Source organism: Mesorhizobium sp. WSM1386 (assembly GCF_055901595.1).
In genome coordinates, this window is the sequence record NZ_CM148373.1 from 4,799,551 (window position 1) to 4,816,978 (window position 17,428).

Consider the following 17,428-nt stretch of genomic DNA (forward strand, 5'->3'; position numbering starts at 1 on the left):
AAGCTTGGTCCCGTGAACGTAACCGGTCAGTCCGCAGTCTTCGGCAGGCGCAAGGAGCCCCACACCGTCATCATTGCCCGGGGTAACGAGATCAGGCACTTCACGATCCGACCCTGGCTCGCGGCATTCATCGGTTCAGCACTCGCCGCCATTGCCGTCGGCTACCTGCTGGCCACGTCCTATCTGGTGCTGCGCGATGACCTGATCGGCGCCACCACCGCGCGCCAGGCGCGCATGCAGCAGGCTTACGAGGACCGTATTTCGGCCCTGCGCGCCCAGGTCGACCGCATCACCAGCCGCCAGCTGCTCGATCAGCAATTGATGGAGACCAAGGTCAGCGAGCTGCTTGACCGGCAGACGCAGCTCAGCCAGCGTCATGGCCGCCTCGGCCCGTTGCTCGAACGCGCCGAGAATGACGTCGGAACAGCGCCAGGCGAGGCCCCGGCAGCAGCCGCGAAGCCTGACAAACCCGCCGAGGTGACCGGCAGCATCAGCCAGCCGGCGCCGAATTACGCGGTCGCCAGCCTGAGCGCGGACCTTGGGGCCGCAGACACCAGGCCGTTCTCCTTGTGGTCGACCCGCTCCGATCCTTTGCCAAACGATTCAGCCGCCGATCGCGCCGACAAATTGTTCGTCTCGATCAACCAGTCGCTGAAATCGATCGAGACCGAACAGCTCACCCGCATCAGCGCGCTCGCCGACAATGCCTACAAGAGCGCCGACGCGATCACCCAGGCGCTGCAAGCGGCCGGACTGCCGGTCGACAGCGATTTCGGCAAGAACGAAAGCGACGTCGGCGGACCGCTGGTCCCGCTCGACAGCTCGATGATGTTCGACAGCAAGGTCAAGGAACTGGACGAAGCCCTGGATGCGCTCGACCATCTCAAGAAGGAAGCGCGCCAGCTGCCGCTGTCCAACCCCGCACCCGGCCACTCCGTCACCAGCCCGTTCGGCATTCGCACCGACCCCCTCCTCGGCACCGCCGCGCTGCATTCCGGCATGGATTTCAGGGCGCCGATCGGCATGGCGGCAAAGGTCACGGCGCCCGGCGTCGTCACCAAGGCCGGCTGGAACGGCGGCTATGGCCGCATGGTGGAAGTCGACCACGGCAACGGCTTTGCGACCCGCTACGGGCATCTCAGCGAAATCGACGTGACCGTCGGCGAGAAGGTCGATGCCGGCGCCGTCCTCGGCAAGACCGGCAGCAGCGGCCGCTCGACCGGCCCGCATCTGCACTACGAAGTGCGCCATAATGGCGAAGCGATCGATCCGCTACGCTTTCTCACCGTCGGCAAGAAGGTCGCCCAGTTTCTCTGAGGTGCCAGGCGCCTATCGGCGGGCTGATACGCCAGAACCGGTCAGGCAACGCCGTCCGGCTCCTCATTCCTTTTTCGGATCCTCGTCATCGTTGCGGGCTTTCCCCTTGTGGGGCGAACGTAGGTTTTCGAAGCCCATATAGTGGTCGGTATCCGACGTGTTCCATCGGCCGCCCAGATAGATGATTGCAATGGCCGCCGCGAAGACCAGCAAGGCATAGATCGTATTCATATCTTCTATTAGTGCGCAGGGGACCGTCCGGACACCGGTCGACGTTCTGTCTACGAGTCCCTGTGACAGGCGGCTTGGCCGTTGACAGCACGCCAGTTGTAGGATGATATGTATAACTATACGCACCCGCACCCAAACCGGCCGGACAATGACCTTCCACGGCATCTCGCCTGACATTCTCGCTGCCCTGGAGCGTGTCCTGGGGCAGAGCGGCGTGGCTGCCGATCCTGCCAGCATGGCAAAATACCTCGCGGACTGGTCCGGCGATCATCACGGCAGCGCGCTTGCGGTGTTGAAGCCAGCCTCGGTCGCCGAGGTTCAAGCTGCCGTGCGGCTATGCGGCACGCTCGGTCTGGCGATGATCCCGCAGGGCGGCAACACCGGGCTTGTCGCTGGTGCGATCGACATCGGCACGACGCCCGGCGCTGTGGTCATCAGCCTGGAGCGGCTGAACAGGATCCGCTCTGTCGATGCCGACAATTTCACCCTGCAGGCCGACGCCGGCTGCATCCTCCAGCACATCAAGGACGCGGCGGATGACCAGGACTGCCTGTTTCCCCTGGCGCTTGGCGCCCAGGGAAGCTGCCAGATCGGCGGCAATGCCGCCAGCAATGCCGGTGGCGTCAACGTGTTGCGCTACGGAATGGCCCGCGATCTCATCGTCGGCCTGGAAGTGGTGCTGCCGGACGGCGACTTGTGGAGCGGCTTTTCCGGCCTACGCAAGGACAATCGCGGCTACGACCTGAAGCAGCTTTTCATCGGCGCGGAGGGAACGCTCGGCATCATCACCGGCGTCGAGGTCAAGCTTTCTCCAAAACCGGGCCAGATCGAAACGGCATATCTCGGCCTTCCCTCGTTCGAATCGGCGATCGCCCTGTTCAGGCAGGCCCGGCGCGACTGCTCGGACCTGATATCAGCCTTCGAGATCATCGGCTCGGAATGCATGGAGCTTGCGCGCCTGGCCGACCCGACCATCGTCGCGCCGGTAGATGCCCCTGTTCATGTGCTGATCGAGCTGTCGTCGAGCGCTGCCGTCGAACTCCGCTCGCTGCTTGTCGATTTCCTTGCCGGCGTCATGGAAAGGCATCTCGTGGCCGACGCCGTGCTGGCCGAGAGCGGCGCACAGGCCAAGGCATTCTGGGCCATTCGCGAAGGGCTGGTCGAAGGCCAGGCCAGGCGCGGCTATCACGTACGCACCGACCTCTCGGTGCGCATCTCCGACATCCCCACGCTGATCGCCCAGGCCCGCGGGTTTGTGGCGCTGGAGCATCCGGGCTGGATTTCACAGGCCTATGGCCATGCCGGCGACGGCAACATCCATTTTAACGTCCTGCCGCCGCTTGATCTTGCCGAGGCCGACGCCCGCGCCAGGGGCGTCGCCATCACCGCCCGGCTGTACGACATCGTCAACGCACTTGGCGGCTCGGTCAGCGCCGAGCATGGCATCGGGCGCACCCGCCAACGCGTCTACTGGACCGGCATGTCTCCCGTCCATCGCCGTCTGGTCAGCACGCTGAAAAATGCCATCGATCCGGCCGGACTGATGAATCCCGGCTGCCTGTTCCCTGTGACGGAGACCTGTTCATGAAACAACGACTGGCCGCCATCGGCACCGTCGAGGCGCTACCGCACCGGGTCGCTGCGTTCCTCAGCCGCGAGATCGAGTCCGGCGAACTCAATCCGGGCGCCCTGCTGCCGACGGAGCAGCAGCTTTCCGAAAAATTCGGCGTCAGCCGAAATGTGGTGCGCGAGGCGATCGCGCAATTGCGCGCCGACGGCATGGTGGAGGCACGGCAAGGCATAGGCTCCTTCGTCCTGGCGCCGGAGCAGCGGGCGGCGATCCGCATTGACCGCGAGACGCTGAAGGAGGGGCAGAACATGGAGCGGCTCTTTGAGCTGCGCTGCATCCTCGAGGCCGAATCGGCGGCGCTTGCCGCCGAGCGGCGCGACCAGGAGCATCTCGACGCCATCAAGGCGGCGCTCGACCGCATGAGCGGCGAGGAGCGGTGGGAGGACGGCAGCATCGACGCCGACCTTCTGTTTCATCGCGAAATCGCCCGGGCGACGGGCAACAGCTACATCCACAGCTTCATCTCCTTCGTCTGCGAACAGATCCGGCGCTCGATCTATTACGCACGCCAGACCAACCCCTTACACGATCTGGTGGAAGTCAACGTCGGCGAGCATGTGCGCATCTACGAGGCGCTGGTCGCCGGCGACGCGGCAAAAGCCGAGGCCGCGATGCGCGCGCACATCATCGGCGCGGCCAACCGTGTCGGCGTCAATCTGCCGCTCGTGCGCGGCGAACGTACGGGCGGAGGGAGATGAGCATGGCCGTCGCAAGCATCAGCCGGATTTCCGACGTCTGCCTTCTGGTCGAGGACATCGAGCGGACGGTGACGTTCTATGTCGACAAGCTCGGCTTCCGCCTGCGCCGCCGCGCCGAGGGTTTCGCCGACTTCCATGGCGAGGGCGTGACACTGGCAGCCTGGGAGATCGACCATATCGGCCAGCATGCCGGCGTTTCGAAACTGAGATCGCCACGCCACGCGCACAAGGTCTGCGTCGCCGTCCGGCTCGATACGCCAGACGAGATCGACCGGCTGCATGCCGAGCTGACGGCCAAGGGCGTGCCGTTTTACGGGCCACCCGAAAACTATGTCTGGAATGCGCGCTGCGCCTATTTCACCGACCCGGACGACACGCTCTGGGAACTCTACGCCTGGCTCGACGGCGGCCCGGGCGACTACCACGACGAACAGCCGTAGACGACACCGCGCCAAAGGGAACGGCGCGTAATGAAGAGACGAGACAGTCTTGCAACAGGAGCGAAAAATGAATGGGAACAGACATTACGACATGAACCGCCGCAGCTTCATGAAATCCAGCGTGGCGGCTGTCGCCGCCGCATCGGCCGGGATGCAGCTGGCGCTGACGCCGGGAGCGAAGGCCGCCGCAAAGGTCGTCATCCAGTATGACTGGCTGATGTCCAACGGACAGATCGGCGACATCGCCGCCGTCGCCAACGGCTACTTCAAGGATGCCGGGTTCGAGGTGGAATTCAGCCCGGGCGGCCCGAACGCCTCGACCGTGCCGCCGGTGATCTCGGGCGCAGCACAGCTCGGCCAGTTCTCCGAAACGCCGCAGCTGTTTGCAGCGCGCGCCAGCGGCGTGCCGGTGAAGATCATCGCCTGCGGTTTCCGCACCGGCCCCTATGCCTTCACGTCGAAGGCGGCAAACCCGATCCGTGGCATTGCCGACCTCAAGGGCAAGAAGATCGGCATCCAGCCGACGGCGCGTTTCGTCATCGACGAGATCCTGGCCAAGAACGGCATGAGCGCGTCCGATGTCACCGTCATCAATGTCGGCTTCGACAAGGGACCGCTGGTGCGCGGCGATGTCGATGCCATCGGCGGCTGGATCACCAACACACAGGCGCTCAGCGTCGTCGGCGACGACCGCATCGATCTTCTGGTGCGCGACCTCGGCCTGAATTCCTACGCCGACGTCTATTTCGCCACCGACGCCGCGATCGAAAAAGATCCGGAGACACTGGCCAAGTTCATCGGCGCGGTCGCCAAGGGCTGGGGCTGGGTGCACGCCAACCCGCAGGAGGCAGTGAAGAAAATGGTTGCCGCCTATCCCGAAATGGACCTCAGTTGGGAAGAAAAGACCGTCAACCTCGTGCTGAAGCTCTCCTTCGATGGCGCAACAGCCAAGGACGGCTGGGGCACCTTCGACCCGGCGTCAATCGAGGAGCAATTGGCGCTGCTCGACAAGGTCGGCCAGTACCCGAATGGCCGGCCCGCGGCCGCCGACGTCCACACCACCAAGATCCTCGAACTTTCGGCTGCCGAGCGGCCGAAGCTCGACGCGCCCGCCGCCTGATGGCGAACGCGATCGAAACCAGCAGGCTGGATGTCGGCTATGGCAGCCGCCAGGCGGCCGTCGAAGTGCTTTCCGGCCTCGACCTCACCGTCGAGGCCGGCTCCTTCCTGTCGATCCTCGGACCGTCCGGCTGCGGCAAGTCGACCTTGCTTCGCGTGGTCGCCGACCTGCTCGATCCGCTCGGCGGCAAGATCAGCGTGCTCGGCGACACGCCGCACGCGGTGCGCTCGCGCCGCGATGTCGGTTTCGTCTTTCAGGACTCGACGCTTCTGCCGTGGCGTACCGTGCGCGAGAATGTGCGTCTGCCGCTTGGCGTCGGGCAAGGCAGCCTGACGCGCAAGATAGAAGACCGCAGCGACGAATTGCTGGAGCTCATGGGGCTTGCCGGCTTCGGTGAGCGTCTGCCGCACCAGCTGTCCGGCGGCCAGCGCCAGCGCGTGGCAATCGCACGCGCCTTGCTTGGTCAGCCCAAGCTGCTGCTGATGGACGAGCCGTTCGGCGCGCTCGACGAGATCACCCGCGACCGCCTCAATGATGAGCTTCTCAATCTGTGGCGGCGCACCGGCACGACGATCCTGTTCGTCACCCATTCGATCGCCGAAGCCGCCTATCTTGGTGAACGGGTCATCGTTCTCGCCGCCAATCCGGGACGGCTGGTCAAGGACCTGGACATGCGGCCGATCAAGCAGGACGGCAACCGCTGCTCGCGCGAAGACCCGGCGATCGTCGCCGCCATGGCCGAACTACGCACCGCATTGGAGCGCGCATCGTGAGGCCGGCGCCACTCTCTCCGCAATTGGCGATAGCCCTGCCCGTCCTCGGCGCGGTCTCGCTGCTGGTTGCCTGGCAGTATCTTCTGCCCTTCCTCGGCGTTCCGACCTATATCGTGCCGACCCCGACGGCGATCTTCGGAACCTTCCAGAAGAATTTCGCTCTGCTCATGGACAATCTGAGGCCGACGCTGATCGAGGCGCTGGCCGGCTTCGTCATCGGCAACCTCGCCGCCGTGCTGCTCGCCGTGGTTTTCGTGCACAGCCGCATCCTGCAGGCCGCCTATTTCCCGATCGTGCTATTCTTCAACACCATTCCGATCTTGGCGCTGTCGCCGATCATCATCCTGATCTTCGGGCTCGGCATGACGCCGAAGATCGTCATCGCGGCAGTGATCTGCTTCTTCCCGACGCTGGTGAACATGATTCGCGGCCTGGATTCACCCAGCGACAACGAGCACGAGCTGTTTCGGGTGCTGTCGGCGACGCGCTGGGAGATTTTTTGGGACCTGCGCCTGCCCCGCGCGCTGCCGATGCTGTTTTCCTCGCTCAGGATTGCTTCGGCGACAGCCGTGATCGGCGCCATCGTCGGCGAATGGATCGGCTCGGACAAGGGCCTCGGCGCGCTCATCATCCAGGCGAGCTTCAACTATCAGTCGGACCGGCTTTACGCGGCAATTGTGTTGTCGTCGTGCCTGTCGATCGCGGTGTTTTGCATCGTGGTGATGGTCGAGCGCCGCGTCATCAAATACTGAAAAGGCGACTGTTTTGCCGGCTCGTGCAATCCGCACGAGCCGGTCCTTAGACCGCTTCCGTTAGTCTGCATTTTCCGGTTGCATCGACAGAAAACGGGTCGCCGCCGAAACCAGGGTGGCCGCGCCAACCTTCAAGGCGGCTTCGTCGACGCGGAACCTGGCGTGGTGCAGCGGAAAGACAGATCCGGCTTCCTTGTTGCGGATTCCGAGCCGGAAGTAGACCGAAGGACGTTTCTCGCTGTAGTAGCCAAAGTCGTCCGCAACGGTCCATCCAGGCGTGTTGAGGACGTTGTCGGCACCGATGTAGGCCTTGCCGCTGGCGACAATCAACTCGGCCATCTCGACATCGTTGACGACGCCCGGTTCACCCCTGTGGATATCGACCTCGACATGCGCCCCATGGCTTGCCGCCATCCCTTCGGCTATCGCGCGAACGCGGCGCCAGACCCGCTCGCGGGTTGCATCGCTGCCACTGCGGATGGTGCCTTTCAGTGCAACCTTGCCGGCGGACACGTTGTAGGCGTTGCCGCCATTGATGGCCGTCACGGAAATCACCAGGGGGTCGTACGGATCGATCTCGCGCGAGACGATCTTCTGCAATTCCGTCACCAGGGAGCAGGCCACGGCCAGCGCATCGACAGTATGGACCCGCGCCGGTGCCGACGATGTCGACCGCAAGGCCAAAGCCCGCGACGTCACGAATGTCGGCAATTCCCTGCCCGGCCAGCATTTGCCTGAGATAAAGCTGCGTGTTCGCCTCGTGGTTGGACAGCTCCGGATTGCGGTGCAGATGGCGGCGGATCTCGATCATCCGATCGAGCATGCCGGCGTCGATTTCGACCGCGCCGGAAATCGCGCCACCGTCGGCCATGACCGATCCCTCAGGCTTTGACATGGATCTCCCGCGGGAACCTGGTCAGCGTCTCATGGCCGGTTTCGGTGACCAGGATGGTCTCGCTGATCTCGATACCCCAGCCGTCCATCCACATGCCGAGGATGGAATGAACGACGTTGCCGGGCTGAAGCACCGTCTTGTCACCCGGGCGGAGGCTGATCGTGTGTTCGCCCCAATCCGGCGGATAGGCGACGCCGATGGAATAGCCGATGCGCGACTCCTTCTTCAGCCCGTAGCGCTGGATGACCTTGCGCCATGCACCTTCGACCGCTTCGGCCGATGTTCCTGGCCGGACCGCATCGAGCACCGCGTCCATGCCCTCGATCACCGCCCTTGCCGTGTCCGCGACACGCGTCGGCGTCTTGCCAAGCTGCATCGTTCTCGCCAACCCGGCGGCATAGCGGCGGCAGACGCCGGCGAGTTCCAGCGCAATGGTCTCGTTGTCCCCGAACCGCCGGTCGCTCCACATGATGTGCGGGGCCGAGGCGTTCTCGCCGCCGAGGATTGTCGGCGGAAGGGCGGTGATGTCGCCGGCGAAATCCGGGCTGCCGGCGATCTGCGCCGCCTGGATGGAGGCAATCGCATCGCACTCGCGAACACCCGGCGCGATCACCTCGAAGGCCCGCGCCACCGCCGCTTCGGCCAGGGTTGACGCCTTGCGCAAATAGGTGATCTCGGGCGCCGATTTGACCGCACGGATCCAGTTCACCAGGAGATCGGCATCGTGCCATTTTGCGTTGGGAAGGCCAGCGACGAGCCGCGCATGCGCTTTCGGGGAGAAATAATAGGCTTCGAGCTCGATGCCGATATGCCTGATGCCCCAGCCCTTTGCCACTATCCAGTTGGCGATCCAGTCCATCGGATGGCGATCGACACGCTGGACATGATCTTCCGGGAAGCCGACCACGTTCTCGGGTTTCATCCAGGCCGTGAGAAGACCGCCGGCGGCATCCATGGCGCGCCCGATCCAGACCGGCTCGACGTCTTCCACGGGAACCAGCACCACCTGCGGCGTGTAGAAAGACCAACCGTCATAGCCGGTGATATAGTGCTGGTTGGCAACGTCGTTGACGATCAGGAGCTCGAGACCGCGCTTGGCCATCTCGGCGCGGATCTTGCGAAGCCGCTGCTGGTACTCTTCGCGGGCAAACGGCAATTCGATCATCTTTGCTCCTTGCTGTGTTGGATAGCGGTCGCTTGGCTACCATTGAAGCGGCTTCGCGATTGCGGCAATCGGCCAAGGGCGGCACCTGAACAGGTCCTAGTCTAAACCAGCGACGTCCATTCCAGCCCCTTTTTGCCCCGGGCTTTTTGCTGATTTATTTTTGAATTCCATTTGACTGAATAAATCTTTGATGCAAACTTGTATCCGTTGGGAGTGCAAGGCATGGCGTTGCGGGGGACCAATCAGGAATTCGGGCGGCCGTACAACCGGCGCATCGTGCTCGAGTCGATCCGCCGTAACGGTCCCATCGCCCGCGGCGATATCGCCCGGCATGTCGGGCTCACCGTGCAGACCGTATCGACCATCGTCCGCGAGTTGGAGGAACAGGGCTACATCCTGTCCCTGCGAGAGGAACCCAAGGGGCGCGGCCTGCCTCCGGCGACGCTGCGTATCAATCCCGAGGGCGGCTATGCTGTCGGCATCCATTTGACGCCGCTCGGGATAGATGCAGCACTAATCAATCTCAGCGGCGACGTGATCGAGAGTTCGCACCGCGAAGCGCCCAACGCGGCGCCCGATCATGCGTTCGATGAGATCGGCGGCATGGTCCGCGACCTGACGGGGAAGCGGGCCGGCGGCCGCGTCATCGGCATCGGCATGGCGCTTCCCGGACCGTTTGGCGTGGAGGCCATGAGCTTCGTCGGGCCGACGACGATGGCTGGCTGGAAGGACGTGGCGCTGCGCGAGCGGCTGACGGCCGCGACGGGACTGCCGGCGTTCTTCGAAAGCGACATGGCCGCCGCGGCGATGGGCGAACGCCTCTACGGCATCGGGGCCCACCATTCCGAATATTACTATCTCTATTTCGGCGTCGGGCTGGGAAGCGCCATGATGCATGACGGCAGCGTGATGCGCGGCGCCTGGGGAAATGCCGGCGAAATCGGCCACATTCCCGTCGTTCCCGGCGGCGAGCCCTGTCCTTGCGGCAACCGGGGCTGCCTCGAACGCTATCTTTCGCTCGAAGCACGAGGGCGCTGGGCCGGCAACGACGCCGATTGGGTGGCTGAGGTCGGCCCGATCTTCCGCAATGCCATCGCCATCATCGAGAACCTGTTCGATCCCGAGACGATCGTGCTCGGCGGGCTGGCGGCGCCGGACCTGCTGCAACGTCTGGCGGACGCGGCGGCGCCGCTGCTCAATTCGGTTTCGGCCCGCGGCGATCGAAAGGCGCCCCGCGTGGTCGTCGCGGGCGGGGGCCAGCAATCCGTACTGCGCGGCGCCGCCGCCCTTGCCGTTTCAGGGGTGTTGTCGCCGCGCTTCGGGCAGATGTTCACGGCAGAGCGCGAGCGTGGCCGCGATCTCCTGGCGGCCAAGGAGATTGCCGCATGAGTGAACCTCTGCTGGTGCTCGACAACGTCACCAAGAACTATGGCGCGATCGAAGCGCTGAAGGGGATCAGCTTCTCGATCGGCAAGGGCGAGGTGGTGGCGCTGCTCGGCGACAACGGCGCCGGCAAATCGACGCTGGTCAAGATCATAGCGGGCGGACTGGAGCCGACCTCGGGCCGCATGCTGTTCGAGGGCAAGGAGTTTCTCGCCAAATCGCCCGCCGAAGCGAAGGCGGCGGGCATAGAGACCGTCTACCAGGACCTGTCGCTGTGCACCAATGTCGATGTGGTGGCCAATTTCTTCATGGGCCGCGAGATCACCCGGAAGGTTTTCGGCATTCCCGTGCTCGACGAGCGCGCCATGGAGGCCGTCGTTGGGAAGGCCCTGGCGAGCGCCGGCACCCGCATTCCGTCTCTGCGCACTGATGTCGAGCACCTATCGGGCGGCCAGAGGCAAGCCATCGAGCTCAACCGATTCGTGCACTGGGGCGGCAAGCTGGTGCTTCTGGACGAACCGTTCGCCGCCCTCGGCGTCGAACAGACGCGGCGCGGCCTCGACATGATCCGCCAGGTGGCGAGCCAGGGCATCGGCGTCGTCATCATCACCCACATCATGCAGCAGGCCTTTCAGGTCGCCGACCGGATCGTGGTGATCCGGCAAGGCGTCGTGGCGGGCGATGTCGCACGCAACAAAACAAGTCCCGATGCGGTGATCAACATGATCACCGGCGAGACGCTTGCCGGTGCCGGACCGGCGGGCTGAGGGACAAAGAGGGGTCCGGCTTAACAGGGAGCCAACAACATGAAGCGAGTACTTCTTGCTGTCTTCGGTATCCTGGCACTGGCCTTTGCCACGCTCACGCCGGCATTCGCCCAGTCCAAGGGGACCGTCTATTATATGGTGCCGACACTGCTCGACGAGTTCCAGACCGGCTCGGTGAGCGCGCTGGAGCTGTTCCTCAAGCAGGTCGGCTATGAAGTGAAAACGCTGAATGCCGACAACAAGACCGACGCGCAGCAGTCGCAGATGAACGATGTCATCGCGCTGAAGCCGGCGGCCATCATCCTGGCCGCGGTCGACTTCAACGCACTGAAACCGTCCATCGAGGCGGCGCGTGCGGCCGGCATCCCGGTGGTCGAGTTCGACCGCCAGATCACCTCGACGCCTTCCGACTTCACATCGGTCGCCGGAACCGTCGAGATCGGCCATGTCGCGGCCGACCAAGCAGAGAAACTGCTGAAAGCCAAGAACGGCTCGGTGAAGGGCAAGGTGCTGCAAGTGCTGGGCGACCCCGGCGATCCCTACACGCTCGACATCCAGAAGGGCTTCGAGGAGAAGATGAAGGCGTTTCCGGACGTCAAGATCATCTCGCTTCCGGCCATGCAGTGGGAAGCCAGCAACGCCGGCACCATCGTCGCCGACCAGATGCTGGCCAACCCCGACATCGACCTGATCTTCAGCCATGCCGCGCACCTGTCGGTCGCCGCCGTCGCCTCGCTCGAGGCCGCCGGCAAGAAGCCGGGCGACGTCATGCTGATGAGCTCGAACGGCGCTCCGGTCGGCCTCGACCTGATCCGCAAGGGCTGGCTCAACGTCGAAGTCGAGCAGCCGCTCTACGCACAGGCCGCGGCGGTCGCCATGTTCATGGACAAGGTGGTCAAGAAGGAAGAGATCAAGCCTGGCGACTATGACGTGCTTGGCCTGAAATCGGTGGTCACCAAGGAAAGCTGGGGCCCGAACATCAAGATCCCGGGTGCGGCCATCACCAAGGAAAACGTCGACAACCCGGCCTTCTGGGGCAACCAGAAGCCGCCGACGGACACGGTCAAGTCGGTCGAATAGGCATCTCGCCTGACACGCTCCGGGCCCTCTCGGCCCGGAGCCAATCCTTCGCAATTCCAATCCGCGCATGCCTCCGAAAATCGAACTGATTTCGGAGGCATGCGCCAGCCGGATCAGCCCATGAACCTCCGCACCCGCCATGCCCTGGAGTTCGTTCTCGACAACCTCGTCTGGTTCATGCTGCTGTTCGTGCTGGTGGTGTTCTCCATCTTCGTGCCGAACTATTTTCAGCTCGGCATCTTCGCCAACATCATCGAGGCTTCGAGCGTGCTCGGGGTCATGTCGATCGGCCTGGCGCTGGTCATCATCGCCGGCCACATGGACCTGTCGGTCGAATCCGTCGCCGCGCTGAGCGCCATGGCGGTCGGCATCCTGTTCTGCTCGTCAGGCATTGGCATTGGCGTGCAACTGCATCCGGAATGGCTGATGGTGCCGGTATCGCTGCTGCTGGCGCTGGCCGTCGGCGGCTTCATCGGCGTCTTCAACGGTTATCTGGTGGTCAAGGTGAAGATGAGCGCCTTCATCATCACGCTGGCGTCCTACATCTGGGTGCGCGGCCTGGTGCTGGTCATTTCGGGCGGCCGCTCAGCGCAGGACCTGGCGCCGGCCATTCGCTGGTTCGGCATCCAACGGCTGGCCGGCCTGCCGCTCACCGCCTGGATCGCCATCGCCTGTTTCGTCGTCTTCTCGCTGATCATGGCCAAGACGCCGTTCGGCCGGCACCTGGTGATGATCGGCGGCAACGAGACGGCGACCTTCCGCGCCGGCATCCGGGTCAACCGCAACCTGGTCATCGCCTTCGTGCTCGCCGGCGCCATAGCCGGCCTAGCCGGCTGGCTGCTGGCGATCCGCACCTCGGGCGCCACCGCCAATCTCGGCGTTGGCCTGCTGTTCAACGCCTTTGCCGCGGTCGTCATCGGCGGCGTCAGCCTGAAGGGCGGCGTCGGCACCCTGCCCGGCGTCTATGCCGGCGTGCTTCTGCTCTCGGCCATCAACACGGCGATCAATTTGATGGGGCTGCCGGCCAACTTCACACAGGTGATCCACGGCCTGCTGGTGCTGGCGGCCGTGCTACTCGACGCCTTCAAGCAAACCATTCGCCAAAGACTCGCATGACAGGACGATTCGCATGACAGGAAGGCGGGCATGACCGGACGACTGAAAGACAAGGTGGCGCTGATCATCGGCAGCGCGCGCGGCATCGGCAAAGGCATCGCGCAGCGTTTCGCCGAGGAAGGCGCAAGGCTGGTGCTCGCCGACACCGAGGCGGCGGCCGGCCAAGCGACCGCCAGCGAGCTCGGCATTCCCTTCATCCGCACCGATATCTCGCGGATGAGCGACGCCGAGGCCGCGGTGGCTCTGGCGCTGAAGCAGCACGGCCGGCTCGACATCATCGTGCAGAATGCCGGCATCTATCCCTGGCAATTGATCGAGAACACGAGCGCCGACGACTGGGACCGCGTCATGGCCGTCAATCTGCGCGGCACCTTCAATGCCAGCCGCGCCGCACTGGTGCCGATGAAGGCGCAGCGTTTTGGCCGCATGCTCTACACCTCCTCCATAACCGGTCCGCACGTGACCAGCCCCGGCCACGGCCACTATTCGGCCAGCAAGGCCGGCATCAACGGCTTCATCCGGGCGGCGGCGCTGGAATTCTCCGGCTATGGCATCACCGTCAACGGCGTCGAGCCCGGCAACATCCTGACCGAAGCCATCCAGCAGCATCGCGGCGCCGCCTATATCAGGAACATGGAGGATTCCATCCCGCTCGGCAGGCTCGGCAGCCCGCGCGACGTCGCCAACGCCTTCCTGTTCCTGGCTTCGGACGACGCCAGCTATATCACCGGCACGACCATCGTCGTCGATGGCGGGCAATTGCTGCCCGAGGGCAATGACTTTCGGATGGTGCCGCCGTGACCCCTCAGGTGCGAAATCACGCCGACGAGGCGTGAGGAAGCTCGCACCGGTGGCCCGTAACCCCCTGATCGATGAAAAACCCGCCACGGGAGCGACCCGTGACGGGTTTTTGGAGTGGCTACATCCCGGAGGAATCGACCGCTTGTAGGTGTATTGTGAACTGCCTGATCGTATTAGCCTATGGTGCGATCGCGGAAGACAATGGTGCCGCACGCTGCTGTGTGTGAACAGGAGGCTGATATGAGAATTAGGACAACGACCCATAACCATCCCGGCGAAGCTGGCGTCATCCTGCTCGACCAACCTGTCCAAAACCTGATCGTGGCGACTGATATTCGCGACGGCACCACGACGCTGTTCGGGACGGCGACACTGCAAGTGAACTATGCCGGCTCGTACGATATCCGGGTCGAACTCACACCGGCGGAACTCACGCAAGTCTACCAGATATTGGTCAAAAACCTGCTTGAGGAAATCCAGGACCTGAAGAGCGCTCAAAATCCTTGACGCTGGCGACCGACCCTCCAGCGGACATGTATGCCGGTCAATCTCGTTGCAGTCCGTGCTGCTGACATCGACGCAGTGGTGAAGGGACTATGTGACCGGAATGGTGGGCGATGACGGGCTCGAACCGCCGACATCTTCGGTGTAAACGTACAACTACAGTATCCCTTCAATGCCCGGCAGATCATCATTTGATTGTTTTAACTGAACTTTTTGCGATGTGGCGTCTTTCTAAATCACCCGAGTTCCCATACTAGCTGTTGCTAAGCTGTAGCTAGGGCGGTGACCAGTGCCTCTTACCAAAACGGACATTGACGCGATGCCTGCCGATTCCACACTTTGGGATTCTGGGCGCGGGTCAGTTGCGGGCTTCGGGGTTAGACGGCAGCGCAAGCACCCCACGTTCTGCTTGAAGTACAGCCAGAGCGGCAAGCAAAGGTGGCTTACGATAGGCCGCTATGGATCTCCTTGGACAGTTGATCAAGCACGGAATGAGGCCAAGCGGTTTCTCGGTTTGGTCGCGGCGGGTGAAGATCCGGCGGCCGATAGGGATCGCCCCAAGCCGCCAACCATGGGCGATCTCTGCGATCGGTACATGGAAATTGCCGAGGCCGGGGCGATCCTAACGCGCTTTAATCGGCCGAAGAAGCAATCGACCCTGTCAATCGATAGAGGCCGGATTGACCGCCACATCAAGCCTCTGATTGGAACCATGGCAGTGACGGATATCGACGGCCGGGCTGTCAAACGTTTGATCGAGGACATTACAGTCGGAAAGACGAAAGCGCGCATTAAGACCAAGGCGCGAGGCAGAGCGAACGTGACGGGAGGCGCAGCCACGGCAGCTCGGGTCGCGGACTTGTTGTCCGGCATCATGACGTGGGCGGTGGACGAAGGTTTCATTGACCGCAACCCAGTGCACAAAGTCCGGCGATTTCGAAGCGAGGCAAAACAGCGGTTTCTTGACCTGACGGAGCTTGGTCGGCTCGGCACGGTGCTGACTAGAGGCAGGGATGCGCAAGACAAAGAAATCCATCCCTACGCTCTCTCCATCATCAAGCTGCTTTGTCTCACTGGATGTCGGATCGGAGAGATTACAGGGCTTCGTTGGACCGAGCTTGACATGTCTCTTAGCTGCCTGAGACTGGCCGACACGAAAACGGGCAAGAGCCTCCGGCCAATCGGCGAGGCTGCACTGGCTGTCTTCAAGGAACAGCGGCGTGTGGCAGGTAAGTCGTTTGTGTTCCCCGGCTCAAAGGGGAACGCTGCCTACCAAGGTATCGGCAAGGAAGCCCGGCGAATTTTTGAAGCTGCTCAAGTTGCAAACGCGACGCCGCATAGTCTGCGTCATACGTTCGCTTCATTCGCTTCTGCACTGGGGTACTCGGATGGCACGATAGCGGGATTGCTCGGGCACAAAGGCAGGGGAATCACCTCACGGTACGTTCATTTGCCGGACAAAGCGTTGGCGTCAGCTGCGGAAGCAGTGAGCGTCGATATCTATGCGGCCCTTTCGGGTGTCCGCGCTCTCGGAGTTGACATAGCTACTACTGCTGCCGTGGCGCCAGAAGCATAACCCTTTGGACTTTTTTAACTTGTTAAATAACTGGGGTGCTCCTGTTTGGGAGCATCGACTTGGTCACTTGACCGTCAAACATTTTTGATCCAGTGTGCTGATACGGAGCTGCTACATGGCAGCTTGCGTAGTTCCTCACAAATCCTGACAGGCTCGAGAAAATAGCATCGTAGACGCGTTGCAACGCGTCCTTCGAATGTTTGCTCTCGGCCGCAAATAAATTTCACCGATCGGTGAGATCAGGATATTGCGGGGCTTCCTAAGAGGCGTCGATCACATCCTGACTTGCCGTGAGCAAGGGAAAAACAGGATGTCGAAACTTGAAAACTTAGATGCCAAAGTGCTGGAACCGAGCCTCGAGGTCTTCCTCACTCCTGCCGATGTTGCGAACGTTTTGGGAATTAGCGCCAAAACCTTGGCCAACTGGCGGGTAAGCGGCTTCGGCCCGAAGTACGTTAAACTTGGTTCGCGTGTTGTCTATTCTACGGCTGAACTCGTGCTATTCGTACAGTCGAGGACTCGCACGTCTACCTCCATATCCTTGGAGGTGGTGCGATGATCATCCCGTATCCAAACAAAATAGAACTCGACCTAATCAAGACGAAGTCTGGTCTGATGGATTTCCTGATCGACCGCCTTCGGGAATCGCTGCCAGAGGTATTCATATTCGAGTCGGTCTTCAGCGACGTTGACCGAATGCTGGCCGAGGTTCGGATCTACGACCCTTACCAGCCGCCGTTCGAATCAAACATCACATTGATGCGATCCATTTGCTGCGAAGAGGGCAATTTGGTTCATTGCGGGCGGGCTCTCCTCGAATTCTATGCGTTCGTACATGGAGTCGCTGACGAATGGAAACGGCCTCTACCGACCACTCAGTTGGCGCATATTGCTCTTGTCGCTTTGGGAGCAGAGAGCACCCTCGCGTTCAACAGAATTGTCGATCCAACCGGGAAACCGTCGGATGTCATCCTTATCGCTAGCGACGCCAAATTCGAAGAGAAGTACGGCGCGAGGGTCAGCGTAACTATTGAAGATCCGCTCCGCGCCGAAGGAGTGTCTAAGCGGCGCGCGGGCAGAGCAAACAGGGGTGCCAAATGAATTCGGCATCCTTCGGAGCTTATCCCGGGGGCTCGAAGCCGCGTGCACCCCGTTTATCCCAGTCCCCGAAACGTTCGCA

At 62.6% G+C, this 17,428-nt stretch carries 20 protein-coding genes and 1 pseudogene; 18 read left to right on the forward strand and 3 right to left on the reverse strand.

Translation table 11 applies throughout. The features are described from left to right. Positions 1 to 12 precede the first annotated feature (12 nt). The gene (locus AC0NIH_RS23585; protein WP_473465998.1) at positions 13 to 1,317 is read left to right on the forward strand and encodes a M23 family metallopeptidase; all 1,305 of its coding nucleotides are present in this window, start codon (positions 13 to 15) and stop codon (positions 1,315 to 1,317) included. Between the two features lie 63 nt (positions 1,318 to 1,380). Here the strand turns inward: AC0NIH_RS23585 and AC0NIH_RS23590 are convergent, their stop codons facing one another. Beyond that, positions 1,381 to 1,548: a hypothetical protein gene (locus tag AC0NIH_RS23590; protein WP_023764138.1), complete on the reverse strand. Its 168-nt coding sequence runs from the start codon at positions 1,546 to 1,548 to the stop codon at positions 1,381 to 1,383. 148 nt (positions 1,549 to 1,696) lie between these two features. Here AC0NIH_RS23590 and AC0NIH_RS23595 point away from each other — a divergent pair, with 148 nt between their 5' ends. The 6 genes from AC0NIH_RS23595 to AC0NIH_RS23620 all read left to right on the forward strand — a co-directional run bounded on the left by AC0NIH_RS23595 (position 1,697) and on the right by AC0NIH_RS23620 (position 6,961). Beyond that, a complete protein-coding gene (locus AC0NIH_RS23595; RefSeq protein ID WP_473466001.1) occupies positions 1,697 to 3,136 on the forward strand; it encodes an FAD-binding oxidoreductase in 1,440 nt (479 codons plus the stop codon). Then, positions 3,133 to 3,876: a FadR/GntR family transcriptional regulator gene (locus AC0NIH_RS23600; RefSeq protein ID WP_287268673.1), complete on the forward strand. Its 744-nt coding sequence runs from the start codon at positions 3,133 to 3,135 to the stop codon at positions 3,874 to 3,876. The genes AC0NIH_RS23595 and AC0NIH_RS23600 overlap by 4 nt, the downstream gene beginning before the upstream one ends. Next, positions 3,873 to 4,316, forward strand: a complete 444-nt coding sequence (locus AC0NIH_RS23605; protein ID WP_032927439.1) for a VOC family protein — start codon at positions 3,873 to 3,875, stop codon at positions 4,314 to 4,316. The genes AC0NIH_RS23600 and AC0NIH_RS23605 overlap by 4 nt, the downstream gene beginning before the upstream one ends. A 91-nt stretch (positions 4,317 to 4,407) precedes the next feature. After that, a complete protein-coding gene (locus AC0NIH_RS23610; protein WP_473466071.1) occupies positions 4,408 to 5,436 on the forward strand; it encodes an ABC transporter substrate-binding protein in 1,029 nt (342 codons plus the stop codon). After that, a complete protein-coding gene (locus tag AC0NIH_RS23615) occupies positions 5,436 to 6,209 on the forward strand; it encodes an ABC transporter ATP-binding protein (RefSeq protein WP_023776312.1) in 774 nt (257 codons plus the stop codon). The genes AC0NIH_RS23610 and AC0NIH_RS23615 overlap by 1 nt, the downstream gene beginning before the upstream one ends. Then, entirely contained in the window at positions 6,206 to 6,961 is a 756-nt protein-coding gene (locus tag AC0NIH_RS23620; RefSeq protein WP_473466005.1) for an ABC transporter permease, read from the forward strand. The genes AC0NIH_RS23615 and AC0NIH_RS23620 overlap by 4 nt, the downstream gene beginning before the upstream one ends. A gap of 60 nt (positions 6,962 to 7,021) precedes the next feature. Here the strand turns inward: AC0NIH_RS23620 and AC0NIH_RS23625 are convergent, their stop codons facing one another. Beyond that, a complete protein-coding gene (locus tag AC0NIH_RS23625) occupies positions 7,022 to 7,585 on the reverse strand; it encodes a M20 metallopeptidase family protein (protein WP_473466074.1) in 564 nt (187 codons plus the stop codon). Between AC0NIH_RS23625 and AC0NIH_RS23630 the strand changes: the two genes are divergently transcribed. Beyond that, positions 7,497 to 7,853 (forward strand): hypothetical protein, encoded by a 357-nt coding sequence (locus AC0NIH_RS23630; RefSeq protein WP_352715193.1) that lies wholly within the window; start codon positions 7,497 to 7,499, stop codon positions 7,851 to 7,853. The genes AC0NIH_RS23625 and AC0NIH_RS23630 overlap by 89 nt on opposite strands. Here the strand turns inward: AC0NIH_RS23630 and AC0NIH_RS23635 are convergent. After that, on the reverse strand, positions 7,843 to 9,021 hold the full coding sequence (locus AC0NIH_RS23635) for a M24 family metallopeptidase (protein WP_473466008.1): 1,179 nt from the start codon (positions 9,019 to 9,021) through the stop codon (positions 7,843 to 7,845). The two genes, AC0NIH_RS23630 and AC0NIH_RS23635, sit on opposite strands and share 11 nt — an antisense overlap. 222 nt (positions 9,022 to 9,243) lie before the next feature. On the opposite strand from AC0NIH_RS23635, the gene AC0NIH_RS23640 reads away from it, so the two are divergent. The 10 genes and pseudogenes from AC0NIH_RS23640 to AC0NIH_RS23685 all read left to right on the forward strand — a co-directional run bounded on the left by AC0NIH_RS23640 (position 9,244) and on the right by AC0NIH_RS23685 (position 17,349). Further along, on the forward strand, positions 9,244 to 10,410 hold the full coding sequence (locus tag AC0NIH_RS23640; RefSeq protein WP_224686682.1) for an ROK family transcriptional regulator: 1,167 nt from the start codon (positions 9,244 to 9,246) through the stop codon (positions 10,408 to 10,410). Beyond that, positions 10,407 to 11,171, forward strand: coding sequence for an ATP-binding cassette domain-containing protein (locus AC0NIH_RS23645; RefSeq protein WP_473466011.1), 765 nt, complete (start codon positions 10,407 to 10,409; stop codon positions 11,169 to 11,171). The genes AC0NIH_RS23640 and AC0NIH_RS23645 overlap by 4 nt, the downstream gene beginning before the upstream one ends. A gap of 39 nt (positions 11,172 to 11,210) precedes the next feature. Beyond that, positions 11,211 to 12,251, forward strand: coding sequence for a sugar ABC transporter substrate-binding protein (locus AC0NIH_RS23650; RefSeq protein WP_013895921.1), 1,041 nt, complete (start codon positions 11,211 to 11,213; stop codon positions 12,249 to 12,251). Between the two features lie 120 nt (positions 12,252 to 12,371). Further along, positions 12,372 to 13,367 (forward strand): ABC transporter permease, encoded by a 996-nt coding sequence (locus tag AC0NIH_RS23655; protein WP_473466014.1) that lies wholly within the window; start codon positions 12,372 to 12,374, stop codon positions 13,365 to 13,367. A 30-nt stretch (positions 13,368 to 13,397) separates the two neighbouring features. Further along, positions 13,398 to 14,168, forward strand: a complete 771-nt coding sequence (locus tag AC0NIH_RS23660; protein ID WP_473466017.1) for an SDR family oxidoreductase — start codon at positions 13,398 to 13,400, stop codon at positions 14,166 to 14,168. Between the two features lie 240 nt (positions 14,169 to 14,408). After that, positions 14,409 to 14,675 carry a hypothetical protein gene (locus AC0NIH_RS23665; RefSeq protein WP_224686680.1) on the forward strand — a complete coding sequence of 89 codons (267 nt, stop codon included), beginning with the start codon at positions 14,409 to 14,411 and terminating at the stop codon, positions 14,673 to 14,675. A gap of 286 nt (positions 14,676 to 14,961) precedes the next feature. Beyond that, positions 14,962 to 15,213, forward strand: a pseudogene (locus AC0NIH_RS23670) (Arm DNA-binding domain-containing protein); the annotation flags it as partial. A 54-nt stretch (positions 15,214 to 15,267) separates the two neighbouring features. Then, positions 15,268 to 16,248 carry a tyrosine-type recombinase/integrase gene (locus tag AC0NIH_RS23675; protein WP_473466076.1) on the forward strand — a complete coding sequence of 327 codons (981 nt, stop codon included), beginning with the start codon at positions 15,268 to 15,270 and terminating at the stop codon, positions 16,246 to 16,248. A gap of 310 nt (positions 16,249 to 16,558) precedes the next feature. Then, positions 16,559 to 16,807 (forward strand): helix-turn-helix transcriptional regulator, encoded by a 249-nt coding sequence (locus AC0NIH_RS23680; RefSeq protein ID WP_473466020.1) that lies wholly within the window; start codon positions 16,559 to 16,561, stop codon positions 16,805 to 16,807. Then, entirely contained in the window at positions 16,804 to 17,349 is a 546-nt protein-coding gene (locus AC0NIH_RS23685; protein ID WP_473466022.1) for a hypothetical protein, read from the forward strand. The genes AC0NIH_RS23680 and AC0NIH_RS23685 overlap by 4 nt, the downstream gene beginning before the upstream one ends. Positions 17,350 to 17,428 lie beyond the last annotated feature (79 nt).

Coding starts and splice junctions, on each gene's coding strand:
- AC0NIH_RS23590 (WP_023764138.1), bottom strand. CDS start 1,548: ATGAATACGATCTATGCCTTGCTGGTCTTCGCGGCGGCCATTGCAATC.
- AC0NIH_RS23595 (WP_473466001.1), top strand. CDS start 1,697: ATGACCTTCCACGGCATCTCGCCTGACATTCTCGCTGCCCTGGAGCGT.
- AC0NIH_RS23600 (WP_287268673.1), top strand. CDS start 3,133: ATGAAACAACGACTGGCCGCCATCGGCACCGTCGAGGCGCTACCGCAC.
- AC0NIH_RS23605 (WP_032927439.1), top strand. CDS start 3,873: ATGAGCATGGCCGTCGCAAGCATCAGCCGGATTTCCGACGTCTGCCTT.
- AC0NIH_RS23610 (WP_473466071.1), top strand. CDS start 4,408: ATGAACCGCCGCAGCTTCATGAAATCCAGCGTGGCGGCTGTCGCCGCC.
- AC0NIH_RS23615 (WP_023776312.1), top strand. CDS start 5,436: ATGGCGAACGCGATCGAAACCAGCAGGCTGGATGTCGGCTATGGCAGC.
- AC0NIH_RS23630 (WP_352715193.1), top strand. CDS start 7,497: ATGGCCGTCACGGAAATCACCAGGGGGTCGTACGGATCGATCTCGCGC.
- AC0NIH_RS23635 (WP_473466008.1), bottom strand. CDS start 9,021: ATGATCGAATTGCCGTTTGCCCGCGAAGAGTACCAGCAGCGGCTTCGC.
- AC0NIH_RS23640 (WP_224686682.1), top strand. CDS start 9,244: ATGGCGTTGCGGGGGACCAATCAGGAATTCGGGCGGCCGTACAACCGG.
- AC0NIH_RS23645 (WP_473466011.1), top strand. CDS start 10,407: ATGAGTGAACCTCTGCTGGTGCTCGACAACGTCACCAAGAACTATGGC.
- AC0NIH_RS23650 (WP_013895921.1), top strand. CDS start 11,211: ATGAAGCGAGTACTTCTTGCTGTCTTCGGTATCCTGGCACTGGCCTTT.
- AC0NIH_RS23655 (WP_473466014.1), top strand. CDS start 12,372: ATGAACCTCCGCACCCGCCATGCCCTGGAGTTCGTTCTCGACAACCTC.
- AC0NIH_RS23660 (WP_473466017.1), top strand. CDS start 13,398: ATGACCGGACGACTGAAAGACAAGGTGGCGCTGATCATCGGCAGCGCG.
- AC0NIH_RS23665 (WP_224686680.1), top strand. CDS start 14,409: ATGAGAATTAGGACAACGACCCATAACCATCCCGGCGAAGCTGGCGTC.
- AC0NIH_RS23675 (WP_473466076.1), top strand. CDS start 15,268: ATGGAAATTGCCGAGGCCGGGGCGATCCTAACGCGCTTTAATCGGCCG.
- AC0NIH_RS23680 (WP_473466020.1), top strand. CDS start 16,559: ATGTCGAAACTTGAAAACTTAGATGCCAAAGTGCTGGAACCGAGCCTC.
- AC0NIH_RS23685 (WP_473466022.1), top strand. CDS start 16,804: ATGATCATCCCGTATCCAAACAAAATAGAACTCGACCTAATCAAGACG.